The sequence below is a fragment of the Bacillus sp. RZ2MS9 genome (genome assembly GCF_001816185.2).
GTDB classification, from domain to species: Bacteria; Bacillota; Bacilli; order Bacillales; family Bacillaceae_G; genus Bacillus_A; species Bacillus_A cereus.
In genome coordinates, this window is sequence record NZ_CP049978.1 from 4,271,190 (window position 1) to 4,296,071 (window position 24,882).

Sequence of the window (24,882 nt, forward strand, 5' to 3'; positions counted from 1 at the left end):
ATCGCTTTATGATCTCATCATTTGCTGCTTGCGCTTATATGATTTGGTATTTAGTATAATAACGACCTCACTTGCAAATAGGAAAAGGTGTGTATATAAATGGAATATAATCAATCAACAGTTAACTACTGGAAAGCTTTTGTATTACCATATACATTTGCTTTAGAAGAGTTAAAAACTAAATTTGAAATTATGAACCGGGAAGCTCAATTTCTAGAGGATTACAACCCGTTTGAACATATAAAAACAAGACTAAAACAACCTGAAAGTATTATTAAAAAACTAGAGCGCAAAAGCTTATTACCAACAGTTGAAAATGCTCAAACACATTTACAAGATATTATTGGTATTCGTATTACATGTTGCTTCGTAGAAGATATCTATCATTTGAAAGAAGTCATTCAAAAACGCGAGGATATGGAAGTCATAGAAGTAAAAGATTATATCGCTAACCCAAAACGAAACGGATATAAAAGTTTACACATGATCATTAAATACCCTTTGTCACTAAATTCTGGTACAAAAGATGTATTTGCAGAAATTCAGTTACGTACACTGGCAATGGACTTTTGGGCAAGTTTAGAACACAAACTTTATTATAAATATGAAGGAAAAATACCGGAGTATTTAAAAGATGAACTACATGATGCAGCAATGAAAGCTGAAGATCTGGATAATAAAATGGCCACAATTCGTCAAGATATTGATGATATTGAGGCATGTTCAAATCAAATTATGCTACCACTATAAAAAAAGGTTCTCGCCAATGAGAACCTTTTTTATATCATTTTTTGGAAGTACGACTCCACACTTATTAAAGTTTCACGTTATTTTTTCTCTATTGTTCGAACCTCTTCAATCTTCCATTTACCCTCTTCTTTTCCAAGGGCATACTGTACTTTCTTTTGAAGAGTAATACTGTCGGCTACTTCCTTTTCTTTCGTTTCAACAATAACATACCCTACTTTACTAACTTTCATATCTATATGTTCCAATTCAATTTTCTTATTTCCCTTTTGAAATGCGGCTTCTTTTTGTGTTTTTAAGTCCTCAGCACTAGGCATCTTCTTTGAAAATAACTCCATATGTTCTGCAAGATTTTTTTCATTGGTCGTTCGCACAAATGTATGAATAACATCTTGAATAGATTTCTCTTCTTCTTTTGTTATTTGTACCTTTTCCTCAGTTTTTTTAGTAGTAGATTTTTGTGCTACATTATTCTCTTCTTGTTGACATCCAACTAGTAATACTACAAATGCTAGAAGGAATCTTAATTTCGCAAATATTTTTTTCATATTTCCAACTCCTAAAAAGAAAAGCGAGGCAGTTCGCCTCACTTTCGCTCTTAATTAGCGTCTTCCTTTATTCGGATCACCACCGCCAACAATATCAAAGACACGTTTCGCTATATTTGTATTCTCTTGAACGCCAGAGAACAAGTATTTACCTGGACCAAATGCATACACGTTCACATCTTCCCCTGTATGTCCACCTGTTGTCCAGCCTGTAACCGAGCGCTTATTGAAAATATCTTCAATTGCATTATCAATCTTTGTTACATCTTTTGACGGAGCTATATCATTTACAGCTTGAATTTCTTCTGGAGTTAATTGTAAATCAATATACTTTTTCAATGTTTCTTCTACATTTGCACCTTTTGCAATCTCATTTGCCATAAAGTCTGGTGTGCGTTTTGCAGCTTTAATTGGATCTACTTTAAAGTTATACTCGCCATTGGCACCTAAAGATAAGCCACCCGTAGCGTGATCTGCCGTTGCAACAACTAACGTATTTTTATCTTTTTTCGCAAACTCAATCGCTGCTTTGAAAGCTTTTTCGAAGTCTTCCATTTCACTCATTGCACCAACAATATCATTATCATGTCCAGCCCAGTCGATTTGACTTCCTTCCACCATTAAGAAGAAACCATTTTTATTTTTGTTCAAACGCTCAATTGCTGCATTAGTCATTTCTTCTAATGAAGGTGTTTTCTCATTGCGGTCAATCATTTTATCTAATCCACCTGGTGCAAATAAACCAAGAATTTGATCATTTTTATCATTTAACAATTGATCTCGATCCGTTACATAGCTATAACCAGATTTCTTAAACTCTTCTGTAAGATTACGATCTTTTCTAACAAAGTTCTTTACGCCGCCGCCAAGCATAACATCTACCTTATGCTTCCCTTTAATTTTCTCATCAAAATAATCATTTGCAATTGCGTCCATATTTTTACGGCTAATGTCATGCGCACCGAAAGCAGCTGGTGTTGCATGTGTAATTTCAGAAGTTGCAACGAGTCCCGTTGATTTCCCTTTTTCTTTCGCTTGCTCAAGAACTGTTTTCACTTCCGCTTTATCATTATCAACTGCAATTGCAGCATTATATGTTTTAATTCCTGCTGACATAGCTGTTGCTGCCGATGCAGAGTCTGTAATATTTTCATGTTCATCTTCTGGGTATGTTTTTTGTGTTCCTACAAGATGCTTATCAAATTCTGTAGATTCCATTTCAAAGGTTTTTGGATTATCTTTCATATAACGGTGAGCCGTCATATATGAAGGGCCCATACCATCCCCAATTAATACGATAACATTTTTAATCTTTGCATTGCTTCCGTTCTCATCTGCATTAACCTCACTAGAACGAGTAAAATTCCATGTTGCTACCGAAGTAACTGCTAATGATGCCACAACTGCAAATGGCCATGCTTTTTTCACAAACTTTTTCACTGTCTTGTCCCCCTAATTAGGTTATTCATTTCCCACTATCAAATTTAATGGAAGACTATTAAGAGAAAATTAGCTGTATGTAAATTTTTTGTTAACTTATGTAAATATCAGTTATAATTTGTATAAGTTTGTCTTTTTGTATCAATCATTCCGCCCTTTACAATTTAAATATAAACAAGTTGGATTTCATTTAACGTAAATCTCTTTTTTTACATTTTGACTCTATGTTTATGAAAATAAATAGAAATGCGGTGAGCCTTTATGAAAATAGTAAAGCTAAATGAATCTTTTATTTTTGAATTACTTAATCTTTGCAAATCTGTTGGATGGTTACACGATGAAATTTTTATGAAAAAACAATTCGAAATGTATCTTTCTATCGGCACACTTGTAGGTTACATTCATGAAAACAAACTCATTGCGACTGGAGGAGTATTTCCCTTTACAAGTAACTTCGCTTCCATTGGTATGTTAATCGTTCACCCTAATTTTCAAGGACGCGGAATAGGGCGTATGTTGCTAAATCATTGCTTGGAACAAATTCATCCAAAACAACCCATTGCACTTATTGCGACAAAAGCTGGCGAACCTCTATACACATCATGCGGATTTCAAACAGCAACAACGATTCATCGTTTTGAAAAGCAAACTATTAAGACGTACCCTTCTCACTTACAACAAGTACAAGAAGAAGACCTTATATCTGTTACTTCTCTGGATCAAATTGCAACTGGTATGAATCGTTCTCTACTTTACTCTTTGCTATTACCAAGGGCCGTACACTCTTTTAAAATTGAAAGAAATAACTGTATAGAAGCTTTTTCATTATGCATACAAAAGGGCAATATATTATGTATCAATCCACTTATCGCCAAGCAAGAAGAAGATGCTATCCAATTATTAAAAAAGATATGTGAATGTTGGAATGGTATAGTACGAATTGATGTTCCACACTCACAATTTACATTTCGTCAATTTCTTCAAACAGAAAATTTCCAAGAAACGCTCCTTTCACCTCTTATGATAAAAAATGGTAGCCAACTTCCTGGAAATCGTAATATGCTATTTGCTATGATAGATACAGCGTTATGTTAGAAAGGAGACACCTAATTGAAGCGATTTAGCTATTTTATGGTAGGTTGTCTTACTCTTACACTATTAGTAGGATGTAGTGCAGCAGAAAAGCCAGTAGAACAAGTAAAACAAGTTAAAAATACAATTACAGCGAAACTAGCTACCGAGGAAAAAATGGTAGAAATAGATGGTCAAACCATTTACTTTAAAAAGATTGGTAATGAAAAACCACCTTTACTTATGATTCATGGCTTTGGAGGGTCATCAGATGGTTTTCAAAAGATTTACTCCGATTTAGCAAAAGATCATACAATTATTTCTGTAGATGCTTTAGGATTCGGGCGCTCATCTAAGCCAATGGATTTTTATTATTCTTTTCCAACTCATGCAAATTTGTATTATAAATTAATGAAAAAACTAGGGTATGATTCATTCGCAATACTGGGGCATTCCATGGGGGGAGAAATTTCTCTAAATTTAACATATTTATATCCTGAAGCAGTTACTCACCTTATTTTAACTGATGCTACAGGTGGCCCTCATACATTCGTTAATAAACAAGGCTCACCAAAACCACAATTGTCGACTGATTTAAATGCCGTTTCTTCTATTACAGATTATGATGAAAGCAAAGTGAAATTCAAACGTAATGATGAAGAGCATTATAATAAAATGAAATTATGGCCTAGACGTCTTAAAATTAATGCAAATGAAATAAAACAGCCAACTTTAATTATATGGGGCAGAAATGATAGTAGCGTTTCCTGGAAAGAAGGAGAAACGTATCATCAATTCTTAAAAAATAGCACTTTACATATTATTGAAAAAGGTTATCATGCACCATTTCGCCAAGAACCACAAGAATTTGTCGGGTATGTAAAAGATTTCTTTAAGAACAATCCGATTAAAGTTGAAAAATAACATAAACGGGTATCTCAAAATGAGATACCCGTTTTCATATATTAAGCAGCTTGCTTTTGGCGTTTTGGAGTTTTTGATCCTAATACTTTCGGGATAACGAAGCCATCCATTCCAAATTTCCCAGCGTTCATACCGGAAACAAGAACAAACATAGATAAGATAACCATCTCAGGGTTCACACCAATTGACCCACTAAACATATAGGAAAAGTTCATTACAAGACCAAAAAAGACCGCTGTTTTTGTTAAACAGCCTACAATTAAACCAATTCCGACTAAAATTTCTCCCCATGTTACAAGTGTATTAAACAAATCTACATTTGGAATTGCAAATTCTTGTAAGAATGATGCCCACCAAGATTGAACAGCCGGTTGTGCACCTTTAGATTTTTCAATTGCCCCTTGCAAATAACCTGTTGCATCGAATCCTTTTCCTTGTAGTTTACCGATTCCAGCCATTAACCATGTGTAACCAAGATATACTCGAATTACTGCTAATGCAAAAGAAACTGCTTTGTTTTCTCTTAAAAATTGAATAACCATATCTTCCTCCTAAAGTTGTAATTAAGTTAGTTACAGATAATATAATAACATTAGTTACTTATTTTTCAAACGTTAATTATGAATAATCTGTGACATGCGTATGAAACATTAAAAACTAACGTTTATATAGTAACTTTTATTACCTGTAAAAACTTGAACATATCATACCACAAGTGATAACCATTTTCATTGAAAAAAATGTAAAAAAAATGTGAGTTAAATGTGAAACACGTTTATTCGAATATAGAATAAACGTGTTTCACACTAATTATAGAATCGAAATGTATGTGTCTCCTCATCAATTAAACTCGCTTCTTGAAACGCTTCTTCTAACGTTTTCCCATGGTTAATAACCCCATAAAATAAGCGTATAGTAAACATAAGTGCTGCATTTCCATCTACATAATCAATCGATCCAATATATGATTTCGCACCACTATGTAAAAAAGATTTTGCTAGATTTTGCTCCCCTAACGTACACCCGCTATTTACAATATGTGTATTATGCAATTTTGCATATTTATAAATTTCTTCTGTACCAAAATACCCTCTCGGTTCATCTTGTTCATATACTTCTTCGCCTAACTCTTCCATGACAAACTTCCCTTCTTCACCATGAAAGCAAAAAATAATATAATTAATATTGTTAAATAAGTTCTTTCCAGAAAGAACTTCCACAAAATCTTTCGGTCTACCAATCCAATATGTCACAACCCTTGCACCAAAATATTCAAGAGATGCTCGAATTGATTGCGCTTCTAAATCCGAATTAAAACCAACTACTAATGCAATATTCAACATACAACCCCCATCCTATAATCAGCCCTTATCAATCAGAATTTTATGGGATAAATCCATTTCATATATGCCCGTTTCTTTCAAAAAATCTGATCTAGTTAAAACGACTTTCTGTAAATATTGCCTATATGCTGTAATTGTTCCATCGTGAGATACAATGCAAATTCTTTCAGCACCCAGTTCATAACACCAAAGAAGAAATTCATCTACTATTTGCTGAAAACTATTCTCTGAAATAGTGTTTATACCTTCCTTCCATAACTGATTATTTGAGCTTTTCTCTATCGAAAAATGCGGAAATAACTTTGTTATCATTCCCTGATCTACTATATAATCGCACGGTAATGTTTTCGCTCCTTCTCGATAAGGAAAAATACGTGGGGATACATATGGATGGACTAGTTTTTGACAAGCAACTTTCGCACTCCATATTGTCGCCGTTTGCAAAGTTCTAAGTGTAGGACTAACAATTAATATATCCGCTTCTTGTAATGATATATCACGTTGAAGTAATTTAGCTTGAGCCTTTCCTACTCTCGTCAATGGTGGGTCAAACACTTGTAAACTTTCTGGTAAATCCGTTGTATGTTCACCTTCACCATGCCGAACAAAAACGATTTTCATATTCAGCCTCCTCTTACTATAAAATCCTCACACATATTTCTTCCCTATTGCATTCTTTATTCCTGCTGTATAAAAACCGATATGTAAAAAACATTTGACACTAATCTTTGTAAAATATTACAATATTACATGTAAAATACTTTTTACACCGAAAGGAGAATTACATATATGAAATGGATAATTGTCTTTATTGGAATGATTGTATGGGGATATATAAACGGCTTCTTTAGTAGTGATCAAACTGCTAATCCCTGGATTACAGATGATGAACGTGAAACAAAAATTAAACAAAAAGCAATTACGGCAAGCTGGTCCGGTGTTTTTATGTTTTGTACCATTAGCCTCTTAAATAAATGGTTAGGTTTAAGCACAAACGATAAATCACCGTACTTACCAGACCCTATCGCAGCTATTTTAAAGGAAAATGTAGAGTTACAAGTTTTACTCATGCTATTTGTTATGTATGGAATATTTTACTTACATTATCGAAGAAAATTAAGTGCCTAACTTCTAACTCATGATTATCCTCCTAAATGGTTATAGTAATTAGGACGAAATGAAAGGAGCGATAGAAAAATGAGTAACTCGAATGAATTTTTAGATACACTACATGAAAAACAAGCAAAAGATGAACAAAATAGAAAGCGCCAAGGGAACGGAAACCCAGCGAAAAAAAAGCCAAATAAAACGCATAAATAACAATAAAAAACTGCCTAAAATGATCTTTTAGGCAGTTTTTTATTGTTATTTCACCGAGATGACATTTTCCCAATTCCATTTCTCATAATACCACGCTGGTACATCTATATTTTCAATCCACTTCTTTTCCTGTTTCCCATCTTTATGAGCAAGCCATACATCCGCTTTCTTACGGTCTGAACGTATCCAAATTAATTGATTACTCTTCTTCATGAAGATCGGGTGGTAATCCCCTTGCTTGTTCTTTTTCTTTGTGATTTGATGCTGTGCATTACTTGTACTATCGACCTCATACAAAGATGGTAGTGGCCTTTTTTCTGGTGGAGTTTCTATCCCTGCCTCCTTTGCTCGTGAAACGATAATTACTCTATCGTTCTTCCATACAAAATCCCAATCAACATATCCTTTCGGCGTAAATATGTTCTGCTGAAGTGCTGGCAATTCCTTTACTTTTAAATGCTTATTTTCTAATGCAACTCTTCCGCTCCCTTCAATATAAGCTAATATATTTTTTGATGGTGCCCATTGAAACCATTGTGCGTTTAGTAACATTTGATCTACTTTTTCAAACCGACTGCCATCTGCACGAACTAAGCAAAGCGTATTACTATCAGCTGACCATGAAGCTGTCGGTACTGCTAAAAATGAAATCCACTTTTGATCTGGTGACCACTTAAAGCCACTTGCTACTAGGGCTAGGAAATCATCATGTTCATTTGGCAATGCATACAAATGCTTCATTTTGTGAGGATTCATATGTGCATCTTTTTGCACTTCATATAGCTGAGCCCCTGTCCATCCTGTTGGAAGTAAGTGCGCTTCAGAGGATACAAGAAAGTTCTTTCCATCGGGGTACCATGCATAATCCCCTACACCAGCCGATACATTTTCAAAATCTGCATTCTTTTTTTCTACATCAAATGTATTTAATGTACCTGTAAATATAAATGCAATTATATTTTCTGTTGGTGACCATTGATAATTCGATGCTTCTGAGTGAAACGGCGTAACTTTCTTTCCATCTTTCAGCCGATATAACTCAAGAATATTTTGTTTCTTCCCTTTTACATATGCCAGCCATTCTCCATCATGTGACCACTTTGGCCCTGTTATGTTCTCTCCTTTTGTAAGTTGTTTTTCTTTCCCCTCAACTTTAATCCAAAGGTTATGATGACGAATAAAAGCAACTTTCACACTATTATTTTCTGCGCTAGTAATAGTGATAGAACACAAAAACATAAACAACACTACACTACCACTTACTATTAGCCTTTTCATACCATCACTCCATTTCCCTCATAGCATTCCTCACTTTCTTCCTACAATATGTGAAAAATATCGATTCGACATAATCAGAAAAAATTTCCCAAGAAATTTTCAATTCATAGAGGATTGGTATGAATTATGTCGAAAGTATAGTTTAGCCAACATTTATATTTATAAGTTATAACTAAAATGTAAGATTTAATTTCTGAATATTAGCACTTTTTATTAGGGGGAGTATCAATGAAAAAAACTACATCTACACTATTAAGCATGGCGCTTGTCTTTTCTAGTTTTGGAGCTTTAAGCGCTCATGCTGAATCACTACAAAAGGAGAAGCAATTTAGTCCACAATTAAAAACAACGATTGAACAGTGGGGAGAACATAAAATTGCTCAAAATGTTGAAACGAAAACAACAAAAGAAATATCAGTAATTGTAGAATTGCAACATGCACCTCTCGCTGCTCAAAGTAATATTCAGCATGCTCCAGATTTACAAAATAGTAATGCTCAGTCTTATCATGCTGAGCTAAAAAAAGCACAAGAAGATACGACTAAGAAAATAAAAGAAAAAGCACCTGGTGCAAAAATTAAAGAAGTGTATAATACGTTATTTTCCGGATTCTCTATTTCAGTTCCTGGAGATCAAATTACCTCTCTTGCCTCTTTACCTGAAGTAAAAGCAGTCTATCCGAACTTAACATATAAATTGCATGAAACATCAAAAAGTACTACTAACGAAGAAGCACCAAATATCGGTGGACCGACAATTGGTGCACCTGAAGCGTGGAATTTAAAAGATTCATCTGGCAAACCGCTTGATGGAAAAGGCATGAAAGTAGCCATTATCGACTCTGGCGTAGACTATACACACCCTGACTTAAAGGCAAATTATATCGGTGGATATGACACGGTTGATGAAGATAGCGATCCAATGGATGGTAACGTACATGGTACTCATGTAGCTGGAATTATTGCGGGTAATGGAAAAATTAAAGGCGTTGCTCCAAACGCTTCTATTCTAGCCTATCGTGTAATGAATGACGGTGGAACTGGTACAACAGATGATATTATCCAAGGGATTGAGCGAGCGATTCAAGATGGTGCGGATGTGTTAAACCTCTCCCTTGGGCAAGATTTAAATGTACCTGATCAGCCTGTAACATTAACGTTAGAACGAGCAGCGAAACTTGGTGTTACTACTGTCGTTTCAAATGGAAATGACGGACCAAAACCTTGGTCTGTTGATGCTCCCGGTAACGCAAGTAGTGTCATTTCTGTTGGAGCATCTACGGTTTCTATCCCGTTTCCAACATTCCAAGTAGCTGGTTCCAGCAAAACATATCAAGGGTTACCGTTATCAAAATCCGATTTTCCAATAGGAAATGATTCCCCTCTTGTATATGTTGGTTATGGCAATCCAAGTGATTATGCAAAACAAGATGTGAAAGGGAAATTCGCACTTATTTTACAAGGTACTTCTAGTACATTAGTAAAAGCAGAACAAGCGAAGCAAGCTGGGGCACTTGGTGTGTTATTAATCTCTAACGAAAAAGAAATTAATATGATGCCGGAATATTTTTCACGTGAACATCTGGCTATCCCAGTAATGCAATTATCAAATACAAATGGGGAAGAATTAAAAACTTTAATCACAAAACGAAAGAAAAATATAAAAATTGGACAACCAAAGCAAACAGAACTTATCGGTAACTTTAGTTCAAGAGGACCATCACAAGGAAGTTGGCTAATAAAGCCTGATGTTGTTGCACCTGGAGTACAAATTACTAGTACAGTACCGCGAGGCGGCTATGAATCGCATAACGGAACAAGTATGGCTGCTCCGCAAGTAGCTGGAGCGGTTGCCCTCTTGCGTCAAATGCATCCGGATTGGACGACAGAACAATTGAAAGCGGCTCTTGCTAACAATGCAAAAACATTACATGATGTCAATGAAAATACATACCCTGTTATGGCACAAGGATCTGGTTTAATTAACATTCCGAAAGCAGCTCAAACAAATGTATTAGTAAAACCTAACAATGTCAGCTTTGGTCTTATTAAGCCAAATAGCGGAAAAGTAAAACTGACGCAAAATGTTACATTACAAAACCTTTCTAGTAAAAAGAAAAGTTTTTCAACTCGTGTGGAATTACTAGATGCCAACACAAAAACAAAAGTAAAAGCTTCTGTCCCTTCATCGATTAGCATACAACCGAATAGTAGTACCGAAAAACCATTTACTATCACGGTAGATAGCTCACTACCACAAGGTGTGTATACTGGAAATGTATATGTAAAAGAACAAGGGGCAAAAGAAGAAATTCGAATTCCATTCACATTTAGTATCGATCCTAAAGATTATAAACGTATCGATGGACTTGAAATTATTAATTCTACTTTTAGCCCAAATGGCGACCACGTACTAGATGATAATCTCATCAACTACTATTTAGTTGCGCCTGTGGATGATGTAACATTACATGCAAATTTAGTTACGAAAGAACGTGTAACGTATCAAGGGATTATCCATCAAGCTAAAAATGCAACTCCTGGATACAAACCTTTCAAATGGAATGGTACAAAAGCAGATGGCACTCCTTTAGCTGACGGGCTATATCAAATCGAAGCAGTTGCTTCTAATTCTGGTGGAGAAACAAAACAAACAGCTGCTGTATTTCTTGATCGAACTGCACCTAAGTTAACACACGAAGTTGACCAAGAAAATCTCGTAATTAGAGGAAAAGTTGATGATATTCTACTAGATTGGATGTCAGAATCTGGTTGGATAGCACCCGGTATTCCAGTGAGAATGCAATATGAAATTAACGGAAATGGTGTATGGGAACAGGCATTCCTGAACCCTTGGGAGAAAAGCTATGACATTTATTTCGATCGCACTCAATTACACGAAGAAAAAAATACTATTCACATTGTAGCAACTGATGCAGCTGGCAATACCTCTAATTTAACTGTTAATTTAGAAGTGAAATAAAGTGAAGCCTTAATCAGTAGAGATTTTGTTCATCCCCACTGATTATTAGCCTTCACCAATCGGGGGTTACGGGCAGTTATTCTCCCACCGAATTTTGAGGTAGGAATTTTACTGCTCATTAACACGGGATAAAAAATTTTTGTTGACAATTTTTTTAATATAGTTTTATAATACAAAACATAGTTTAGTTTAACGAATTATATATCGGCTTTGAAGGAATGCTAGTAGCGACTTATATCACTGTCCCAGAGAACTGATGGTTGGTGCGAATCAGTACATATACAAGCGTGAATTACAATTCTGGAGCTTCTTTCCCGTAATGCTTTTTATGCATGAAGAGAAAGACGGATCTTTCCGTTATCGTAAAGTGAGTGGTAAACAATTAGTTGTTTACAAATAGGGTGGTACCGCGATTTTTATCGTCCCTATCGGATTTTCCGATAGGGACTTTTTTGCATCCATCCTCTTACACAATTTCATATATACGCGTTGAAAGAATCGCAGTAGTATCTTATATCCCTGTTACAGAGAGCTAATGGTCGGTGGAAATTAGCACATATATAAGTATGAATTACAATTCTGGAGCTTCTTTTTCGTAGTGCTTTTATGCATGAAGGAAAAGACGGAATTTTTCCGTTATCATTAATTGAGATGTAAGTATATTTTCACTTACAAATAGGGTGGTACCGCGATTCTTTCGCCCCTATCGGATTTTCCGATAGGGGCTTTTTCTATTTATCACAGAAACATATGTTAAATAATTCCGAATCTTATGATAAAATTTTATAAGCGCTTACAAAAAATGAAAGGGGGTGATACAAGCTATACGAAATCGATATTCAATTTTATTGAAAAAAAGGAGGATGTCTAAATGACAAAGAAAACAGAAATTCCATCGCATTTAAAACCATTTGTATCCACACAACATTATGATCAATACACACCGGTGAATCACGCTGTGTGGCGTTACATTATGAGACAAAATCATAGCTTCTTAAAAGACGTTGCTCATCCAGCCTATGTGAACGGACTACAATCATCTGGTATTAATATAGATGCAATTCCAAAAGTAGAAGAAATGAATAAGTGTTTGGCACCAAGCGGCTGGGGCGCTGTAACAATTGACGGACTTATTCCTGGCGTAGCATTCTTCGATTTTCAAGGACACGGATTACTACCGATTGCAACAGATATCCGGAAAGTAGAAAATATCGAGTACACACCAGCTCCAGATATCGTACATGAAGCCGCAGGACACGCACCGATTTTACTTGATCCTACATATGCAAAATATGTGAAACGTTTTGGGCAAATTGGTGCAAAAGCTTTCTCTACAAAAGAAGAACATGATGCATTTGAAGCTGTTCGTACATTAACGATAGTAAAAGAAAGCCCTACTTCTACTCCTGATGAAGTTAAGGCTGCTGAAAATGCTGTAATTGAAAAACAAAAGTTAGTTTCTGGTTTATCGGAAGCTGAACAAATTTCACGTCTTTTCTGGTGGACAGTAGAATATGGATTGATCGGAAATATAGATGATCCAAAGATATATGGTGCTGGTCTCCTTTCTTCTGTTGGCGAAAGCAAACATTGCTTAACAGACGCTGTAGAAAAGGTTCCATTTTCTATCGAAGCATGTACAGGGACAACTTATGACGTAACAAAAATGCAACCACAACTATTTGTTTGTGAATCCTTTGAAGAATTAACAGATGCGCTTGAAACATTTTCTAAAACAATGGCCTTTAAAACAGGTGGAAAAGAAGGTTTAGAAAAAGCAATTCGCTCTGAGAACTATGCAACAGCTGAGCTAAATAGTGGATTACAAATTACAGGTACATTTAGCGAGACAATTGAAAACGATGCAGGTGAATTAATTTACATGCGAACAAATTCGCCAACGGCATTAGCGCTTCATAATAAACAGTTAGCGAATCATTCTACTTCTGTACACAGTGACGGATTTGGAACACCGATTGGATTACTTACTGAAAATATTGCATTAGAAAATTGTACAGACGAACAACTACAATCATTAGGAATTAAAATTGGAACTATCGCTGATTTTACTTTTGCAAGTGGTATTCATGTAAAAGGAACAGTAACAGATATTGTGAAAAATGATAAAAAAATTGCTCTTATTTCCTTTATCGATTGCACAGTTACTTATAACGCCCGCGTTTTATTTGATGCTTCATGGGGCGCATTTGATATGGCTGTTGGCTCACAAATCACTTCAGTATTCCCAGGTGCCGCAGATGCAGCAGCATTTTTCCCAATGGATGAAGAAGTTCAAGAAATTCCTGCTCCGCTTGTACTGAATGAACTCGAGCGTATGTATCAAACAGTTCGAGATATTCGAAGTGAGGGGATTTTACACGACGCGCATATCGATCAATTAGTAGCAATCCAAGAAGTATTAAATAAATTTTATGCGAAAGAATGGTTGCTGCGCCTTGAAGTATTAGAGTTACTTTTAGAGCATAACAAAGGGCATGAAACATCTGCAGCATTACTACATCAACTTTCTACTTTCACAACTGACGAAGCTGTAACACGCCTTATTAACAATGGTCTTGCGTTACTTCCAATAAAGGATGTGAAAAATGATGCTAAGATTAACTGAAGAAGAAGTTCACGAGGAATTATTGAAGGTAGATAAATGGATGGTAAAAGATGAGAAATGGATTGAACGAAAATATATGTTTTCCGACTACTTAAAAGGAGTCGAATTTGTCTCTGAAGCCGCCAAACTATCAGAAGAACATAATCACCATCCATTTATCCTTATCCAGTATAAAGCAGTTATTATTACTTTGTCATCTTGGAATGCAAAAGGTTTAACGAAACTAGATTTTGAGCTTGCAAAACAATTTGATGAACTATTTTTACAAAACGAAAATGCAATTATAAGAAAATAAAAAAGAGAAGCCTTTTTAGGCTTCTCCTTTTATTTGGAAATGGATACAATGTCCAAATGGATCCTCGACTTGTAATATTCCATCTTTGTACGTAGCAATCTTACCAATATTTTTTAAGCTTTCACATACTTGCTCTTTTTGTTTTTCATCCGCTAATACAATTGTGAAATATTTCAAACCAACAGAACCTGGCATTTGCGGTGGTACCCCTTCACCTTGCCATGTATTTAAACCGATATGGTGATGATAGCCACCTGCTGATACGAACAACGCTCCATTACGAGCTGGGATTGTTACTTCAAAACCAAGACCATCAACATAGAAACGTTTCGCTTCCTCTAAATCAGCTACATGGAAATGAATATGCCCCATCACAGTACCAGCTGGAAATCCACTCCATGTACTTCCTTGCTGCAATAATTCTTCACCAGCTAACGGGTTACTAACAAATGGGAGCTCTCCATTCTCATCACGCCAAACTTCTTTTTGTCGATCATGATAAATTTCAATCCCGTTTCCATCTGGATCAGCTAAATAAAGAGCTTCACTAAAGTAATGATCGGCCCCGCCATGTAGTGGATATACCATTTCTACAAGATGACGAAGAACATTCGCTAAATCCTGCCTACTTGGTAATAAAATTGCGTAATGATATAACCCTGTTCTTCCTCTTTGCTTCGGAAAAGCTTCTTTCTTTTCTTCAATGATAAGAAGTGGTTCATCATTTTCATTCCCAAATGTAACGACTGCTTTTTCTTCTTTTAGCACCTTCATACTTAGTACTTCCGTATAAAACTCTAGTGATTTCTTTACATTAGATACGTATAAATGAACAACATCCAGTGTTGTATCGGGATGAAGTTGAAAACTCATCTTGTTAGCCCCCCATTTAAATTAGTTCTTCTTTGACATTTTTTCTTTTAAGAAATTATCTACAAAACCATCAGCTTTTGCAACAAATAAGTATGCACCCATTGCTAATAATGCAAGTTCTAATTCGAAACCAGGATTTTTTCCATCTCCCAATAAACCAGCTGACCATTTCACTTTTACGATTGCTCCAACCATAACAAGTGCAAATAATAATCCAATATATCTTACACCTAAACCTAGAATTAATAATAGGCCTCCAACTAATTCAAATGTTGCTACACCGTATGCAAGTCCTCCTGGTAAACCAATGCTTGTAAACCACCCTGCAATATTGTCAATTCCTGATTGGAATTTTGTTAAACCGTGCATGAAGAATGTTACCCCTAACACGATACGAATAATTAAGTTACCAATATGTTGATTCATTTCTTTCTCTCCTTTATAGTTTTCTTATACAAAACTTTTATTCACATTACAAAACATACACTAATTTTTTTTATTCGTCAATTCATTTTCACTGGGAAAAAATATATTTTTTTTGCTATGATACAAATAGTTGTTTACAAAAAGGAGCTTGATTTTATGAATATTGGTTCTGCAATACGTGAAATTCGTCAACGTAGAGGCATAACAATCGCACAAATTTGTGAGGGAACAGGTCTTTCTAAAGGATTTATGAGTCAGGTTGAAAATAATAAAACATCACCATCTATCTCAACTTTAGAAACGATCTCCAATTTTTTAAACGTTCCCCTTCCCTATTTATTGTTAGAGCAAAAAGATCGATTAAAAATTGTCAAAAAAGAAGAACGGAAATACAGTGTATACGGCAAAGATGAGCAAAGAATTGAACATGTTGCGGAGCAAGGGGGCCTTCGCCTATCTTTAGTAGAAATCCCTACTGGATTCCCGAAAGAAAACTCACCAAATGCCCATGAAGGGGAAGAATGTCACCTTGTATTACGCGGAAAACTAGAAGTTCAGCACGGTGAAGATATTGCAATTGTAGAAGAAGGTGATTCTTTCTCATGGAATGCATGCGTTCCTCATATTGTTCGTAATATAGGAGAAGAAACTGCATTACTACTCATCTCTAGTTATGCGGAAAATCGAAAACGTGTTTACTAAATAATAAAAAAGAAGCCTGCTAAACAGGCTTCTTTTTTATCCCCTTATAATTCCATAACTTGTCCCCACTAGTACAGTCTTTTCGTGTTGATTGCGATAAACTGACTCGATTGAAACTTTTTTATAGCCTTCCATTTGCTCAACATTTGTTAAAGTTAATTCACAAGTGATTGTATCTCCTGTGAAAACTGGTCTAATAAACTCACTTACTAATTCTCTTGCTATGTAATGTAATTCTTCGCCTACTTTCGTTCCAATGCTAGCAGTCAATAAACCATGGACCATTAATCTTCCATTTTCATCATATTCCACATGGTGTCTACCTTTATCTCCGGTAATATTTGCAAATTCAAACACCTCTTCCTCAGTAAATCTTCTTTCATATTTAAATACATCCCCAACTTTTATACTCATTTTTATCCCCCTAATAATAAACAGAATTTTCTTTTATTTTATCATAAAATGTGCCTCAATCCATTCTCTATTATCAAATCCTCAAAATTACCTCGCTAAACTTTTACTTTTCATTCATTTATCGGTGACCATCTCTTTTCGCGACTTGATATCCATAATACGCACATGTTCCATTTCTCGATAGCTCTCTAACTTCAAATCCACAGCTTCTATAAAAATCAAAATTGTTCGCAGAAGTATGTGCAAACCAGTCACCATGTGGTAGCTTTTGCAAACAAAGAGCGACAAGTTTCTTACCTAATCCCTTCCCTCTATATTCACATTTCACAACTAAATTTACTATGTTCGCGACCATGATTCCATCAGAAATGACTCTAACCATGGCAATCATCTCTTCTTCATCCCAAATTGTGAATGCCCATGTTGAATTTTCAAATGCTATCGTGAATTTTTCAATTTGCCAAGAAGGGATATTATCATTGCTCCAACCGGCATCTTCGAATAAAGTCTTAATTGCATATGCAGGTACACCCTTCGTCCCCTCACGAATAATAAGTCCATTATGATAAATGTACATGTAATCCCCCCTTTATTTTTATATACCATTCTTCAAAAAATGCAATTAACCTTTTTTCATCCAACGCGCCTAATGGAATAAACGAGAACATCCATCCCATGAAATGAAGTTGTTTTCTCATAACTAAGCCCCGTTTTTCTAGCAACAAAGATTGAGGCGGGGTGGTCCGGATTAATAAGAGAAATCAATTTATTCATTCGTAACGCTTGGAAGCCATAGTCTCGAAATGCTGCCGCTGCTTCTCTCGCATAGCCTTTTCCCCAATACTGAGGTAATAACCAATAACCAATCTCAATTTCCTCTTTTCCATCTATCTGCTGCTTTACTAATCCTGCATGACCAATCCGTATCCCCGTTTCCTTTTCAATTAATACAAATAAACCGAGGCCGTTTTTATAGCTAGGAATTACCCACTCTTCCAAACTTTTTTTACATTGCATATATGTTTTTAAATTCCCATTTCCAATATAGCGCATTACTTTTTCGTTTCCCCATAGTGAAGCGTAGAACTGTAAATCATCCATTGTATATTTACGAATTTGTAAACGGTCTGTATGAAACATTCCTTCACTCCTTTCTACTAATTTCTTCTTAATTTCACAATCATATTTTGTATGCACAATAAGTGTTACCATTTATTATAAATGAATCAACCACATAACACAGAATATTCAATCTTATAGAAACAAAAAAAGCAGTAGACAAATATTGTCCACTGCATCCATATCATAACTAGCATAAAGAAAACTACAATTGAGGGGGGTGTAGGATTTTCAAATATACTAGATACTTATCCCGTTCTAACGGGCGGTAAACTTTCCAATTGTTTCAAGTGAAAAGTTTACCGCACATAAGAACTTCCTTCGTTCATTAAGATAGTATTGCTAAATAATCATATACACGCTTAGATTTCTCTCCACCCATTCGTGCATGTTGAAGAAGAGAAATACCATGAGGACCAGATGCGCGCAATGCTTCTGGTTGAGCTACTAAAATAGCTTGTACAACTTCTAATTCACCAAGCATAGCTGCTGCAAAAATATCCATCCGAGCACCCTTTTCTAGTAAATAAAGAGCAATATCTTTACGACCTACATGTGCCGATGCGCCTAACGCACTTTCCCAATCTGATCCACCCCAATTATAAGAGGCGTGAAGTAAGCTTGGTGATTCAAGCAATAGCTCTTGTACTTTCTCTAAATCCCCGTGAGCTGCCATAACAAATTCTCTTACTAATTCAATGGTAATACGCTCTTCTGTTTGCATCGCTCTTCTCCCCTTTTAGAAATTCGTTTCGGTGTAAAAAAAGGCTTGTCACTTCCCTGAAAAATATCTACATCTATGCCAAATACATGTTGAAACATTTCATGGCATAGTACTTCTTCTGGTATACCATCATACTGAATTTTTCCTCGCTTTAATACAAGTAAACGATCGCTATATTGAGCAGCTTGGTTAATGTCATGTAAAACCATTATAATTGTCATTCCAAACTCCTCATTTAATCGTTTCACAAGTTCCATTACTTCCAACTGGTGAACGATATCTAAAAAGGTTGTTGGTTCATCCAATAATAAGACATTTGTACGTTGCGCTAGCGTCATCGCAATCCAAGCACGTTGCCGTTCCCCTCCTGATAAAGAATGTAAAAGACGATATTCATACCCTTCAAGATTTGTAACAGACAATGCCCAATCAACAATTTCTTCATCTTCTTTATTTAAGTGGCTACTCCATGATTTATGTGGACCTCTTCCGAACTCAATTAGTTCTTTCACTGTTAAATCTAATTGATGATCATGCATTTGTGGTAACATTGCTAATTGCTTCGCTACATCAGCACTCTTCATCATATGAATATTTTTCCCATCTAAAATGATGTCCCCTTCGCTTTGTTTCAGTAGCCTTGCTATTAAACGAAGCAAAGTAGATTTTCCCGATCCATTCGGACCAATTAAACTAACGATTTCTCCAGCCTTAATATGTACATTCATATTTTGCATTTGAAATCTTTCAGAGTGTGCGTAAAACACTTTGTTAACGGAAATCACTTTGTTTTCCTCCTCTATGAATTAAATATAAGAAGAACGGACCACCTAAGAAGGACAGTAAAATACCAACAGGCAATTCGATTGGGTCAAACCAACTTCGAGCTATTGCATCCGCAAAAACAAGTAATACCCCGCCGCCAAGGCATGATAAAGGTAGCAAATATCTATAATCATTTCCAACTAATAAACGTAGCATATGTGGTACGACAAGACCGACAAATCCAATAAGACCAGACACACTTACTGCAATTCCAGCTAATAATGTACTTACTACGATTAAATAAAACCGACTTTTTTCCACGTTATGTCCTAATAACTTTGCCATTTCATCTCCAAGCATTAACACTCGAATATGCTTAATACCAAAGAAAGCTAATATAATGGCGAATATTGCATAATAAATAATCATATTTAAATGTGCCCAACTTACACCACCAATACCACCTGCTAGCCACGGTAACACCGATTGTACTTTGTCACTATGTAATAACATTAATGCTGACGTTGCTGCACCAATTAATGCATTGATCGACACCCCTACTAAGACGATTTTTGAAGGTGGTGCCCCTTTTTGCCATGATAAAGCATAAATAACCATCGCTGTTATGAAAGATCCTAAAAACGCCCCTAGTGGTAAAAAAGCTAGATGCTGTGGGAATAAAATCATGATGACAATTGCTACAAGGCCTGCCCCAGATGAAACTCCGATAATACCAGGATCTGCAAGAGGGTTTCTCATAACTCCTTGTAGCAGTGTACCAGATGCAGCTAAACATGTTCCTACTATAAACCCAATGAGCACTCTCGGTATGCGAAGATCCCATACAATTCGATGAACTGTCGAACCTTCATCTTGTATACCCGTTAGAATATCTCGTACAGAAAAGGATAAACTTCCTGCGAAAAGACCGTAAAAGAGACCTAGGATTGTTAATACAACTAAAGTAACTGCTATTATCCATCTTTTTTTCGCAAAAGGATGTTCCTTTTCTCTTACTACTTCACTACTTTCCATAGTATCATTTCCTTACATCTTGTATACTTTTATACATAAAGTCCATTGCTTCTGTAACTTTTGTACCAGGATTAGATCCAAATAAATCAGGTGGCAAAATAACTACGCGGTTTTGTTTTACTGCCTCTAAATTTTTCCACGCTTCATTTTTCATCATTTCGCCTTCGAATGCTTTTTTCACACTTTTTGGATCTCCGTGTGTAATTAAATAAATCACATCTGGATTCGCCTCAATAATACGTTCTACACTTAGCTGTGCATATTGCGGATATTCTTTCGTTTCTGGAAAATCAGAAGCAATATTTTTTCCGCCTGTTTTTTCTAAAATATCACCTGATAAAGATGTTGGTAATGCCGCTAAATAAGTTCCTGGTGCGCCATACACTAGCAATGCTTTCGCATCGCTCTTTTTCTCATATTTCTTCATTTGATCATTCATTTTTTGATTAATTTCTTTTGCTTTATCTTCTTTCTTCATTACCGTTCCATATAATTCAATATTTTTTTGAATATCTTGTACAGAATTCGCAGAAGAAATGATAACTTGCGTTCCTTGTCCTTCAACCGTTGGCACATTCTTTTGGAATCCATTGTTAGCAACAAGTACATCGGGCTTTAAACTAGCAATTTGCTCAAAATTCGGTTGATGTGCATTCCCAATTACTTGTGCTTTCTTTAGCTCATCTGGAAGAGTTAATTTCGTATCCGGGCGACCTACTATTTTTCCACCTAAAGCATGAATAATATCCATGTCCCCCATACTTAATGTTGCAAAACTTTCTGGTACTTTATCGAATGTTACCTTTCTTCCTGATAGGTCGGTAATTTCGATTTTCTCTTTTCCTTTTTCTGTTTTGGTTGCAGACGCTTTTTCGTCCCCTTTGGCACTGCAACCTATTAACAAGAAAAAAATAGATAAAATCGCTGTAAATAGCGTAATAGATTTTTTCATTCCTTCACCTCTAATTGATAATGATAATCATTAACTACTATTCTACTTTAATTGATAAGGATTATCATTGTCAACACGAAACGCATATATTTTCCTACAAAAAAACAAAAAGCGCGACAAAAAGATTTTTTCTTTTCGCTGCGCTCTAGTTAACAATATTATTCACATTCATTTTCCTCTAGCTGGTCACGCATCACTTTCACACGCTGAAAGAAAAAGAACGATAAGCTTAAAAATATAACGATGCTCCCCATCATAACAAAAAATTGGATTGTCTCTTTTGCTCCACTCGGAATCAATAAGCCAACCATTAACAATGTACTTACAGCGAGAAGCATTTGTCCAAACCGAGTATAATCTTCTATTTTTCCTTTTAATTCTTTCATTATATTCTCACTCCTCCATTTCACTGTATCATATTCTATGAAACTGAAAGACCAGTAAATACAGCCATTCTGGGAGATGTTTTCCAATAAAAAAAGAGCCGCTTTTACTGCGGCTCTTTTTTTATCATTATTCACCTTTATATGCTTCCATATAAATTTCTTTCAGCTCTGAAATAAGCGGTAACTTTGGATTAGCAGTTGTACATTGATCTTCAAAAGCTCTTTCTGCTAATACTCCAACAACCTCTTCAAATTGCTCTTTATCGACTCCTTGTCCCGCAATACTCATATTAATATTTAAGCTTTTTCCAAGCTCAATAATTGCTTGGACGAGTGATTCCACCCCTTCTGCTGCCGAACTTGCTGGAAGCCCGAGCATTCTCGCTATATGTGCATATCTTTCATCTGCCACAAAGTGCTCATATTTTGGGAACAATGCGTGTTTTCTTGGCTTAATAGCATTATAGCGGACTACGTGCGGCATTAGAATGGCATTTGCGCGTCCGTGCGGAATATGGAATTCTGGTCCAATCTTATGTGCTAAGCTGTGATTAATACCGAGGAAAGCATTTGCAAATGCCATCCCTGCAATTGCAGAAGCGTTATGCATTTTTTCTCTTGCTTCTTCATCATTTCCATCTTTATATGCTCTCGGTAAATATTTGAATACGAGATCAATAGCTTTTAATGCTAATCCATCTGTATAGTCATTTGCCATAACAGATACATACGCCTCAATTGCATGTGTTAAAACATCCATACCAGTATCTGCTGTTACATGTGGTGGTACTGTCATTACAAATTGTGGATCAACAATTGCTACATCTGGTGTTAATTCATAATCTGCGAGCGGATACTTTATATTATTTTTCTTATCTGTAATAACCGCAAATGGTGTCACTTCTGATCCCGTTCCTGATGTCGTTGGAATCGCAACAAACTGCGCCTTATTTCCTAATTCCGGATATTTACATGTACGTTTTCTTATATCTAAAAATTTCTGTTTAATACCATAGAATGTCGTTTCTGGATGCTCATAGAATAACCACATTCCTTTTGCTGCATCCATAGCTGAACCACCACCAAGTGCGATAATTACATCTGGCTTAAAACTTTTCATCATTTCCGCACCTTTGAAAACAGTTTCATCTGATGGATCTGGTTCGACCTCAAAGAAAACTTCAACTTTCACATCATTTGCATGCTTGTTTAAATAGTGCGCGACTGTATCGACATAGCCATGTTCAACCATTCCGGGGTCCGTTACAATAAATGCACGTGAAATGTTAGGCATATTTGCTAAATAAGCTGTAGCATGTTTTTCAAAATAAATTTTTGGTGGCAGTTTGAACCACTGCATATTCTTTTTTCTATTTGCCAGCCTTTTTATATTTAATAAATGAGTCGCTGTTACATTTTGGGAAACTGAATTCTTTCCGTATGAACCACAACCAAGTGTAAGTGATGGAATAAATCCATTATATATATCCCCTATTCCACCTTGTGATGAAGGTGCATTTACAATGAGACGGCAAGCTTTCATACGTAACCCAAATTGCTTTTGCACATCTTTATTTGTAGAATGGATAACTGCTGAATGTCCTAAACCACCGAGGTTCAACATTTCTTCGCAATATGTAAATCCTTCTTCTAATGAATTTGCCTTCACACAAGCTAATACTGGACTCAGTTTCTCACGGGATAACTGATATGCTGCTCCGATACCTTGAATTTCAGCTACAAGCATTTTTGTATGTCCAGGAACAGTGATCCCAACTAAATCGGCAATATACTGTGCTGATTTCCCTACAATATCACTATTTACTGCACATGTATTTTCATTTATAACGAGCTTTTCTAATTTTTTTCTTTCTTCTTCTGTTACAAAGTAACAACTGTTTTCAATCATTTCTGTTTTAACATCATCATAAATTTCTTTATCGACAATGATTGCTTGTTCCGATGCACAAATCATACCGTTATCAAATGTTTTTGATAAAATCAAATCATTAACAGCTCGTTTTACATGTGCTGATTTTTCTATATAACACGGTACATTACCAGGACCAACGCCTAACGCTGGTTTTCCAGTAGAGTAAGCTGATTTCACCATACCAGCGCCTCCAGTTGCTAGAACGAGTGCTACACCATCATGGTTCATCAATTGTTTCGTCGCTTCAACAGACGGTCTTTCAATCCATTGAATACAGTGTTTTGGTGCACCAGCTTTCATCGCTGCATCATATACGGTTTTCGCTGCTGCCACAGAACATTTTTGTGCGGAAGGATGAAATGCGAAAATAATTGGATTTCTTGTTTTTATCGCAATTAACGCTTTAAACATTGTTGTCGACGTTGGATTCGTTACTGGTGTTACTCCAGCTACTACACCGACAGGTTCCGCGATTTCTATTATTTCTTCATGAGGATCTTCGTGAATAATCCCTACCGTTTTATCTTGCTTTATACTATGCCAAATATATTCAGTGGCAAAAATATTTTTAATGCATTTGTCTTCATATACACCACGGCCAGTTTCTTCAACTGCCAATTTCGCTAGCGGCATATGTTGATCAACACCTGCTAATGCCATTTCATGAACAATGTTGTCAATTTCCTCTTGTGTAAAACTTTCTAATGCTTGTAAAGCTTGTTGACCATTATTTACTAGCGTATCAATCATCTTTTTTACTTCCTGCATTTCATTTACAACTTTCTCTTTGACTACCATGTGAATTTCCTCCTATTCTACTATTACGGTCCTTATATGTCCCTATAGGTCAAAATAAGTCCCAATTAACACAAAAAAATAGAGATGCTTTCCTACATGAATTTCATTGTTTGTGAAAAGTTTCACAAGTTTGTTCGTGAGTAACGTTTCCTGAATTCAATATACATGAAATCATTTCGTT

At 35.7% G+C, this 24,882-nt stretch carries 26 protein-coding genes and 2 other annotated features; of the genes, 9 read left to right on the plus strand and 17 right to left on the minus strand.

All coding sequences use genetic code 11. The features are described from left to right. Window positions 1-99 precede the first annotated feature (99 nt). Complete coding sequence (locus BHV55_RS21775) at window positions 100-750, plus strand: GTP pyrophosphokinase (RefSeq protein ID WP_000456230.1); 651 nt, start codon at window positions 100-102, stop codon at window positions 748-750. A gap of 77 nt (window positions 751-827) precedes the next feature. Here BHV55_RS21775 and BHV55_RS21780 read toward each other — a convergent pair whose 3' ends face one another. Together BHV55_RS21780 and BHV55_RS21785 are read right to left on the minus strand one after the other, a co-directional pair. Further along, the gene (locus BHV55_RS21780; RefSeq protein WP_048567735.1) at window positions 828-1,295 is read right to left on the minus strand and encodes a lipoprotein; all 468 of its coding nucleotides are present in this window, start codon (window positions 1,293-1,295) and stop codon (window positions 828-830) included. Between the two features lie 54 nt (window positions 1,296-1,349). Beyond that, on the minus strand, window positions 1,350-2,735 hold the full coding sequence (locus tag BHV55_RS21785) for an alkaline phosphatase (protein WP_000714912.1): 1,386 nt from the start codon (window positions 2,733-2,735) through the stop codon (window positions 1,350-1,352). Window positions 2,736-2,996: 261 nt separating this feature from the next. On the opposite strand from BHV55_RS21785, the gene BHV55_RS21790 reads away from it, so the two are divergent. Then, window positions 2,997-3,830: a GNAT family N-acetyltransferase gene (locus BHV55_RS21790; RefSeq protein ID WP_000706696.1), complete on the plus strand. Its 834-nt coding sequence runs from the start codon at window positions 2,997-2,999 to the stop codon at window positions 3,828-3,830. Window positions 3,831-3,845: 15 nt separating this feature from the next. After that, window positions 3,846-4,730 carry an alpha/beta fold hydrolase gene (locus BHV55_RS21795; RefSeq protein WP_000819810.1) on the plus strand — a complete coding sequence of 295 codons (885 nt, stop codon included), beginning with the start codon at window positions 3,846-3,848 and terminating at the stop codon, window positions 4,728-4,730. Window positions 4,731-4,771: 41 nt separating this feature from the next. Here BHV55_RS21795 and BHV55_RS21800 read toward each other — a convergent pair whose 3' ends face one another. The 3 genes from BHV55_RS21800 to BHV55_RS21810 all read right to left on the minus strand — a co-directional run bounded on the left by BHV55_RS21800 (window position 4,772) and on the right by BHV55_RS21810 (window position 6,694). Further along, window positions 4,772-5,272 carry a DoxX family protein gene (locus tag BHV55_RS21800; RefSeq protein ID WP_000236592.1) on the minus strand — a complete coding sequence of 167 codons (501 nt, stop codon included), beginning with the start codon at window positions 5,270-5,272 and terminating at the stop codon, window positions 4,772-4,774. Window positions 5,273-5,536: 264 nt separating this feature from the next. Then, the gene (locus tag BHV55_RS21805; protein ID WP_000931929.1) at window positions 5,537-6,073 is read right to left on the minus strand and encodes a hypothetical protein; all 537 of its coding nucleotides are present in this window, start codon (window positions 6,071-6,073) and stop codon (window positions 5,537-5,539) included. Between the two features lie 18 nt (window positions 6,074-6,091). Next, on the minus strand, window positions 6,092-6,694 hold the full coding sequence (locus BHV55_RS21810) for a histidine phosphatase family protein (protein ID WP_000706246.1): 603 nt from the start codon (window positions 6,692-6,694) through the stop codon (window positions 6,092-6,094). Window positions 6,695-6,862: 168 nt separating this feature from the next. On the opposite strand from BHV55_RS21810, the gene BHV55_RS21815 reads away from it, so the two are divergent. Together BHV55_RS21815 and BHV55_RS21820 are read left to right on the plus strand one after the other, a co-directional pair. Beyond that, window positions 6,863-7,201 (plus strand): hypothetical protein, encoded by a 339-nt coding sequence (locus BHV55_RS21815; protein ID WP_000871153.1) that lies wholly within the window; start codon window positions 6,863-6,865, stop codon window positions 7,199-7,201. A gap of 69 nt (window positions 7,202-7,270) precedes the next feature. Next, window positions 7,271-7,393, plus strand: coding sequence for a DUF4023 domain-containing protein (locus tag BHV55_RS21820; RefSeq protein WP_000071866.1), 123 nt, complete (start codon window positions 7,271-7,273; stop codon window positions 7,391-7,393). Window positions 7,394-7,438: 45 nt separating this feature from the next. On the opposite strand, the gene BHV55_RS21825 is transcribed toward BHV55_RS21820, so the two are convergent. Next, the gene (locus BHV55_RS21825) at window positions 7,439-8,671 is read right to left on the minus strand and encodes a TolB family protein (RefSeq protein ID WP_000825724.1); all 1,233 of its coding nucleotides are present in this window, start codon (window positions 8,669-8,671) and stop codon (window positions 7,439-7,441) included. 228 nt (window positions 8,672-8,899) lie between these two features. Here BHV55_RS21825 and BHV55_RS21830 point away from each other — a divergent pair, with 228 nt between their 5' ends. The 3 genes from BHV55_RS21830 (at window position 8,900) to BHV55_RS21840 (ending at window position 14,574) form a co-directional block, all read left to right on the plus strand. Further along, entirely contained in the window at window positions 8,900-11,653 is a 2,754-nt protein-coding gene (locus tag BHV55_RS21830) for a S8 family peptidase (protein ID WP_070756958.1), read from the plus strand. Window positions 11,654-11,854: 201 nt separating this feature from the next. Beyond that, window positions 11,855-12,083: a binding site (T-box leader), on the plus strand. 50 nt (window positions 12,084-12,133) lie between these two features. After that, window positions 12,134-12,361, plus strand: a binding site (T-box leader). A gap of 163 nt (window positions 12,362-12,524) precedes the next feature. Then, window positions 12,525-14,279, plus strand: coding sequence for an aromatic amino acid hydroxylase (locus BHV55_RS21835; RefSeq protein WP_025709765.1), 1,755 nt, complete (start codon window positions 12,525-12,527; stop codon window positions 14,277-14,279). Then, window positions 14,260-14,574 carry a 4a-hydroxytetrahydrobiopterin dehydratase gene (locus tag BHV55_RS21840; RefSeq protein ID WP_000979538.1) on the plus strand — a complete coding sequence of 105 codons (315 nt, stop codon included), beginning with the start codon at window positions 14,260-14,262 and terminating at the stop codon, window positions 14,572-14,574. The genes BHV55_RS21835 and BHV55_RS21840 overlap by 20 nt, the downstream gene beginning before the upstream one ends. A gap of 15 nt (window positions 14,575-14,589) precedes the next feature. Here BHV55_RS21840 and BHV55_RS21845 read toward each other — a convergent pair whose 3' ends face one another. Further along, complete coding sequence (locus BHV55_RS21845; protein ID WP_000009844.1) at window positions 14,590-15,447, minus strand: VOC family protein; 858 nt, start codon at window positions 15,445-15,447, stop codon at window positions 14,590-14,592. 21 nt (window positions 15,448-15,468) lie between these two features. Next, complete coding sequence (locus tag BHV55_RS21850) at window positions 15,469-15,873, minus strand: DoxX family protein (protein ID WP_001071553.1); 405 nt, start codon at window positions 15,871-15,873, stop codon at window positions 15,469-15,471. Between the two features lie 156 nt (window positions 15,874-16,029). Between BHV55_RS21850 and BHV55_RS21855 the strand changes: the two genes are divergently transcribed. After that, window positions 16,030-16,575 (plus strand): helix-turn-helix domain-containing protein, encoded by a 546-nt coding sequence (locus BHV55_RS21855; protein ID WP_001020693.1) that lies wholly within the window; start codon window positions 16,030-16,032, stop codon window positions 16,573-16,575. 36 nt (window positions 16,576-16,611) lie between these two features. Here BHV55_RS21855 and BHV55_RS21860 read toward each other — a convergent pair whose 3' ends face one another. The 9 genes from BHV55_RS21860 to adhE all read right to left on the minus strand — a co-directional run bounded on the left by BHV55_RS21860 (window position 16,612) and on the right by adhE (window position 24,701). Then, window positions 16,612-16,989: a hotdog family protein gene (locus BHV55_RS21860; protein ID WP_000025015.1), complete on the minus strand. Its 378-nt coding sequence runs from the start codon at window positions 16,987-16,989 to the stop codon at window positions 16,612-16,614. Window positions 16,990-17,107: 118 nt separating this feature from the next. After that, window positions 17,108-17,566: a GNAT family N-acetyltransferase gene (locus BHV55_RS21865; protein WP_070756959.1), complete on the minus strand. Its 459-nt coding sequence runs from the start codon at window positions 17,564-17,566 to the stop codon at window positions 17,108-17,110. Between the two features lie 56 nt (window positions 17,567-17,622). Beyond that, complete coding sequence (locus tag BHV55_RS21870; protein WP_000258037.1) at window positions 17,623-18,201, minus strand: GNAT family N-acetyltransferase; 579 nt, start codon at window positions 18,199-18,201, stop codon at window positions 17,623-17,625. Window positions 18,202-18,436: 235 nt separating this feature from the next. Beyond that, complete coding sequence (locus tag BHV55_RS21875) at window positions 18,437-18,832, minus strand: hypothetical protein (RefSeq protein WP_070756960.1); 396 nt, start codon at window positions 18,830-18,832, stop codon at window positions 18,437-18,439. Next, window positions 18,799-19,617: an ABC transporter ATP-binding protein gene (locus BHV55_RS21880; RefSeq protein ID WP_000626525.1), complete on the minus strand. Its 819-nt coding sequence runs from the start codon at window positions 19,615-19,617 to the stop codon at window positions 18,799-18,801. The genes BHV55_RS21875 and BHV55_RS21880 overlap by 34 nt, the downstream gene beginning before the upstream one ends. Then, window positions 19,604-20,632, minus strand: a complete 1,029-nt coding sequence (locus BHV55_RS21885) for a FecCD family ABC transporter permease (RefSeq protein WP_000445963.1) — start codon at window positions 20,630-20,632, stop codon at window positions 19,604-19,606. The genes BHV55_RS21880 and BHV55_RS21885 overlap by 14 nt, the downstream gene beginning before the upstream one ends. A 4-nt stretch (window positions 20,633-20,636) precedes the next feature. After that, window positions 20,637-21,584: an ABC transporter substrate-binding protein gene (locus BHV55_RS21890; RefSeq protein ID WP_000748453.1), complete on the minus strand. Its 948-nt coding sequence runs from the start codon at window positions 21,582-21,584 to the stop codon at window positions 20,637-20,639. 158 nt (window positions 21,585-21,742) lie between these two features. Further along, window positions 21,743-21,970 carry a YrhC family protein gene (locus BHV55_RS21895; protein WP_000661265.1) on the minus strand — a complete coding sequence of 76 codons (228 nt, stop codon included), beginning with the start codon at window positions 21,968-21,970 and terminating at the stop codon, window positions 21,743-21,745. Window positions 21,971-22,097: 127 nt separating this feature from the next. Continuing rightward, window positions 22,098-24,701 carry a bifunctional acetaldehyde-CoA/alcohol dehydrogenase gene (gene adhE, locus BHV55_RS21900; RefSeq protein ID WP_070756961.1) on the minus strand — a complete coding sequence of 868 codons (2,604 nt, stop codon included), beginning with the start codon at window positions 24,699-24,701 and terminating at the stop codon, window positions 22,098-22,100. Window positions 24,702-24,882 lie beyond the last annotated feature (181 nt).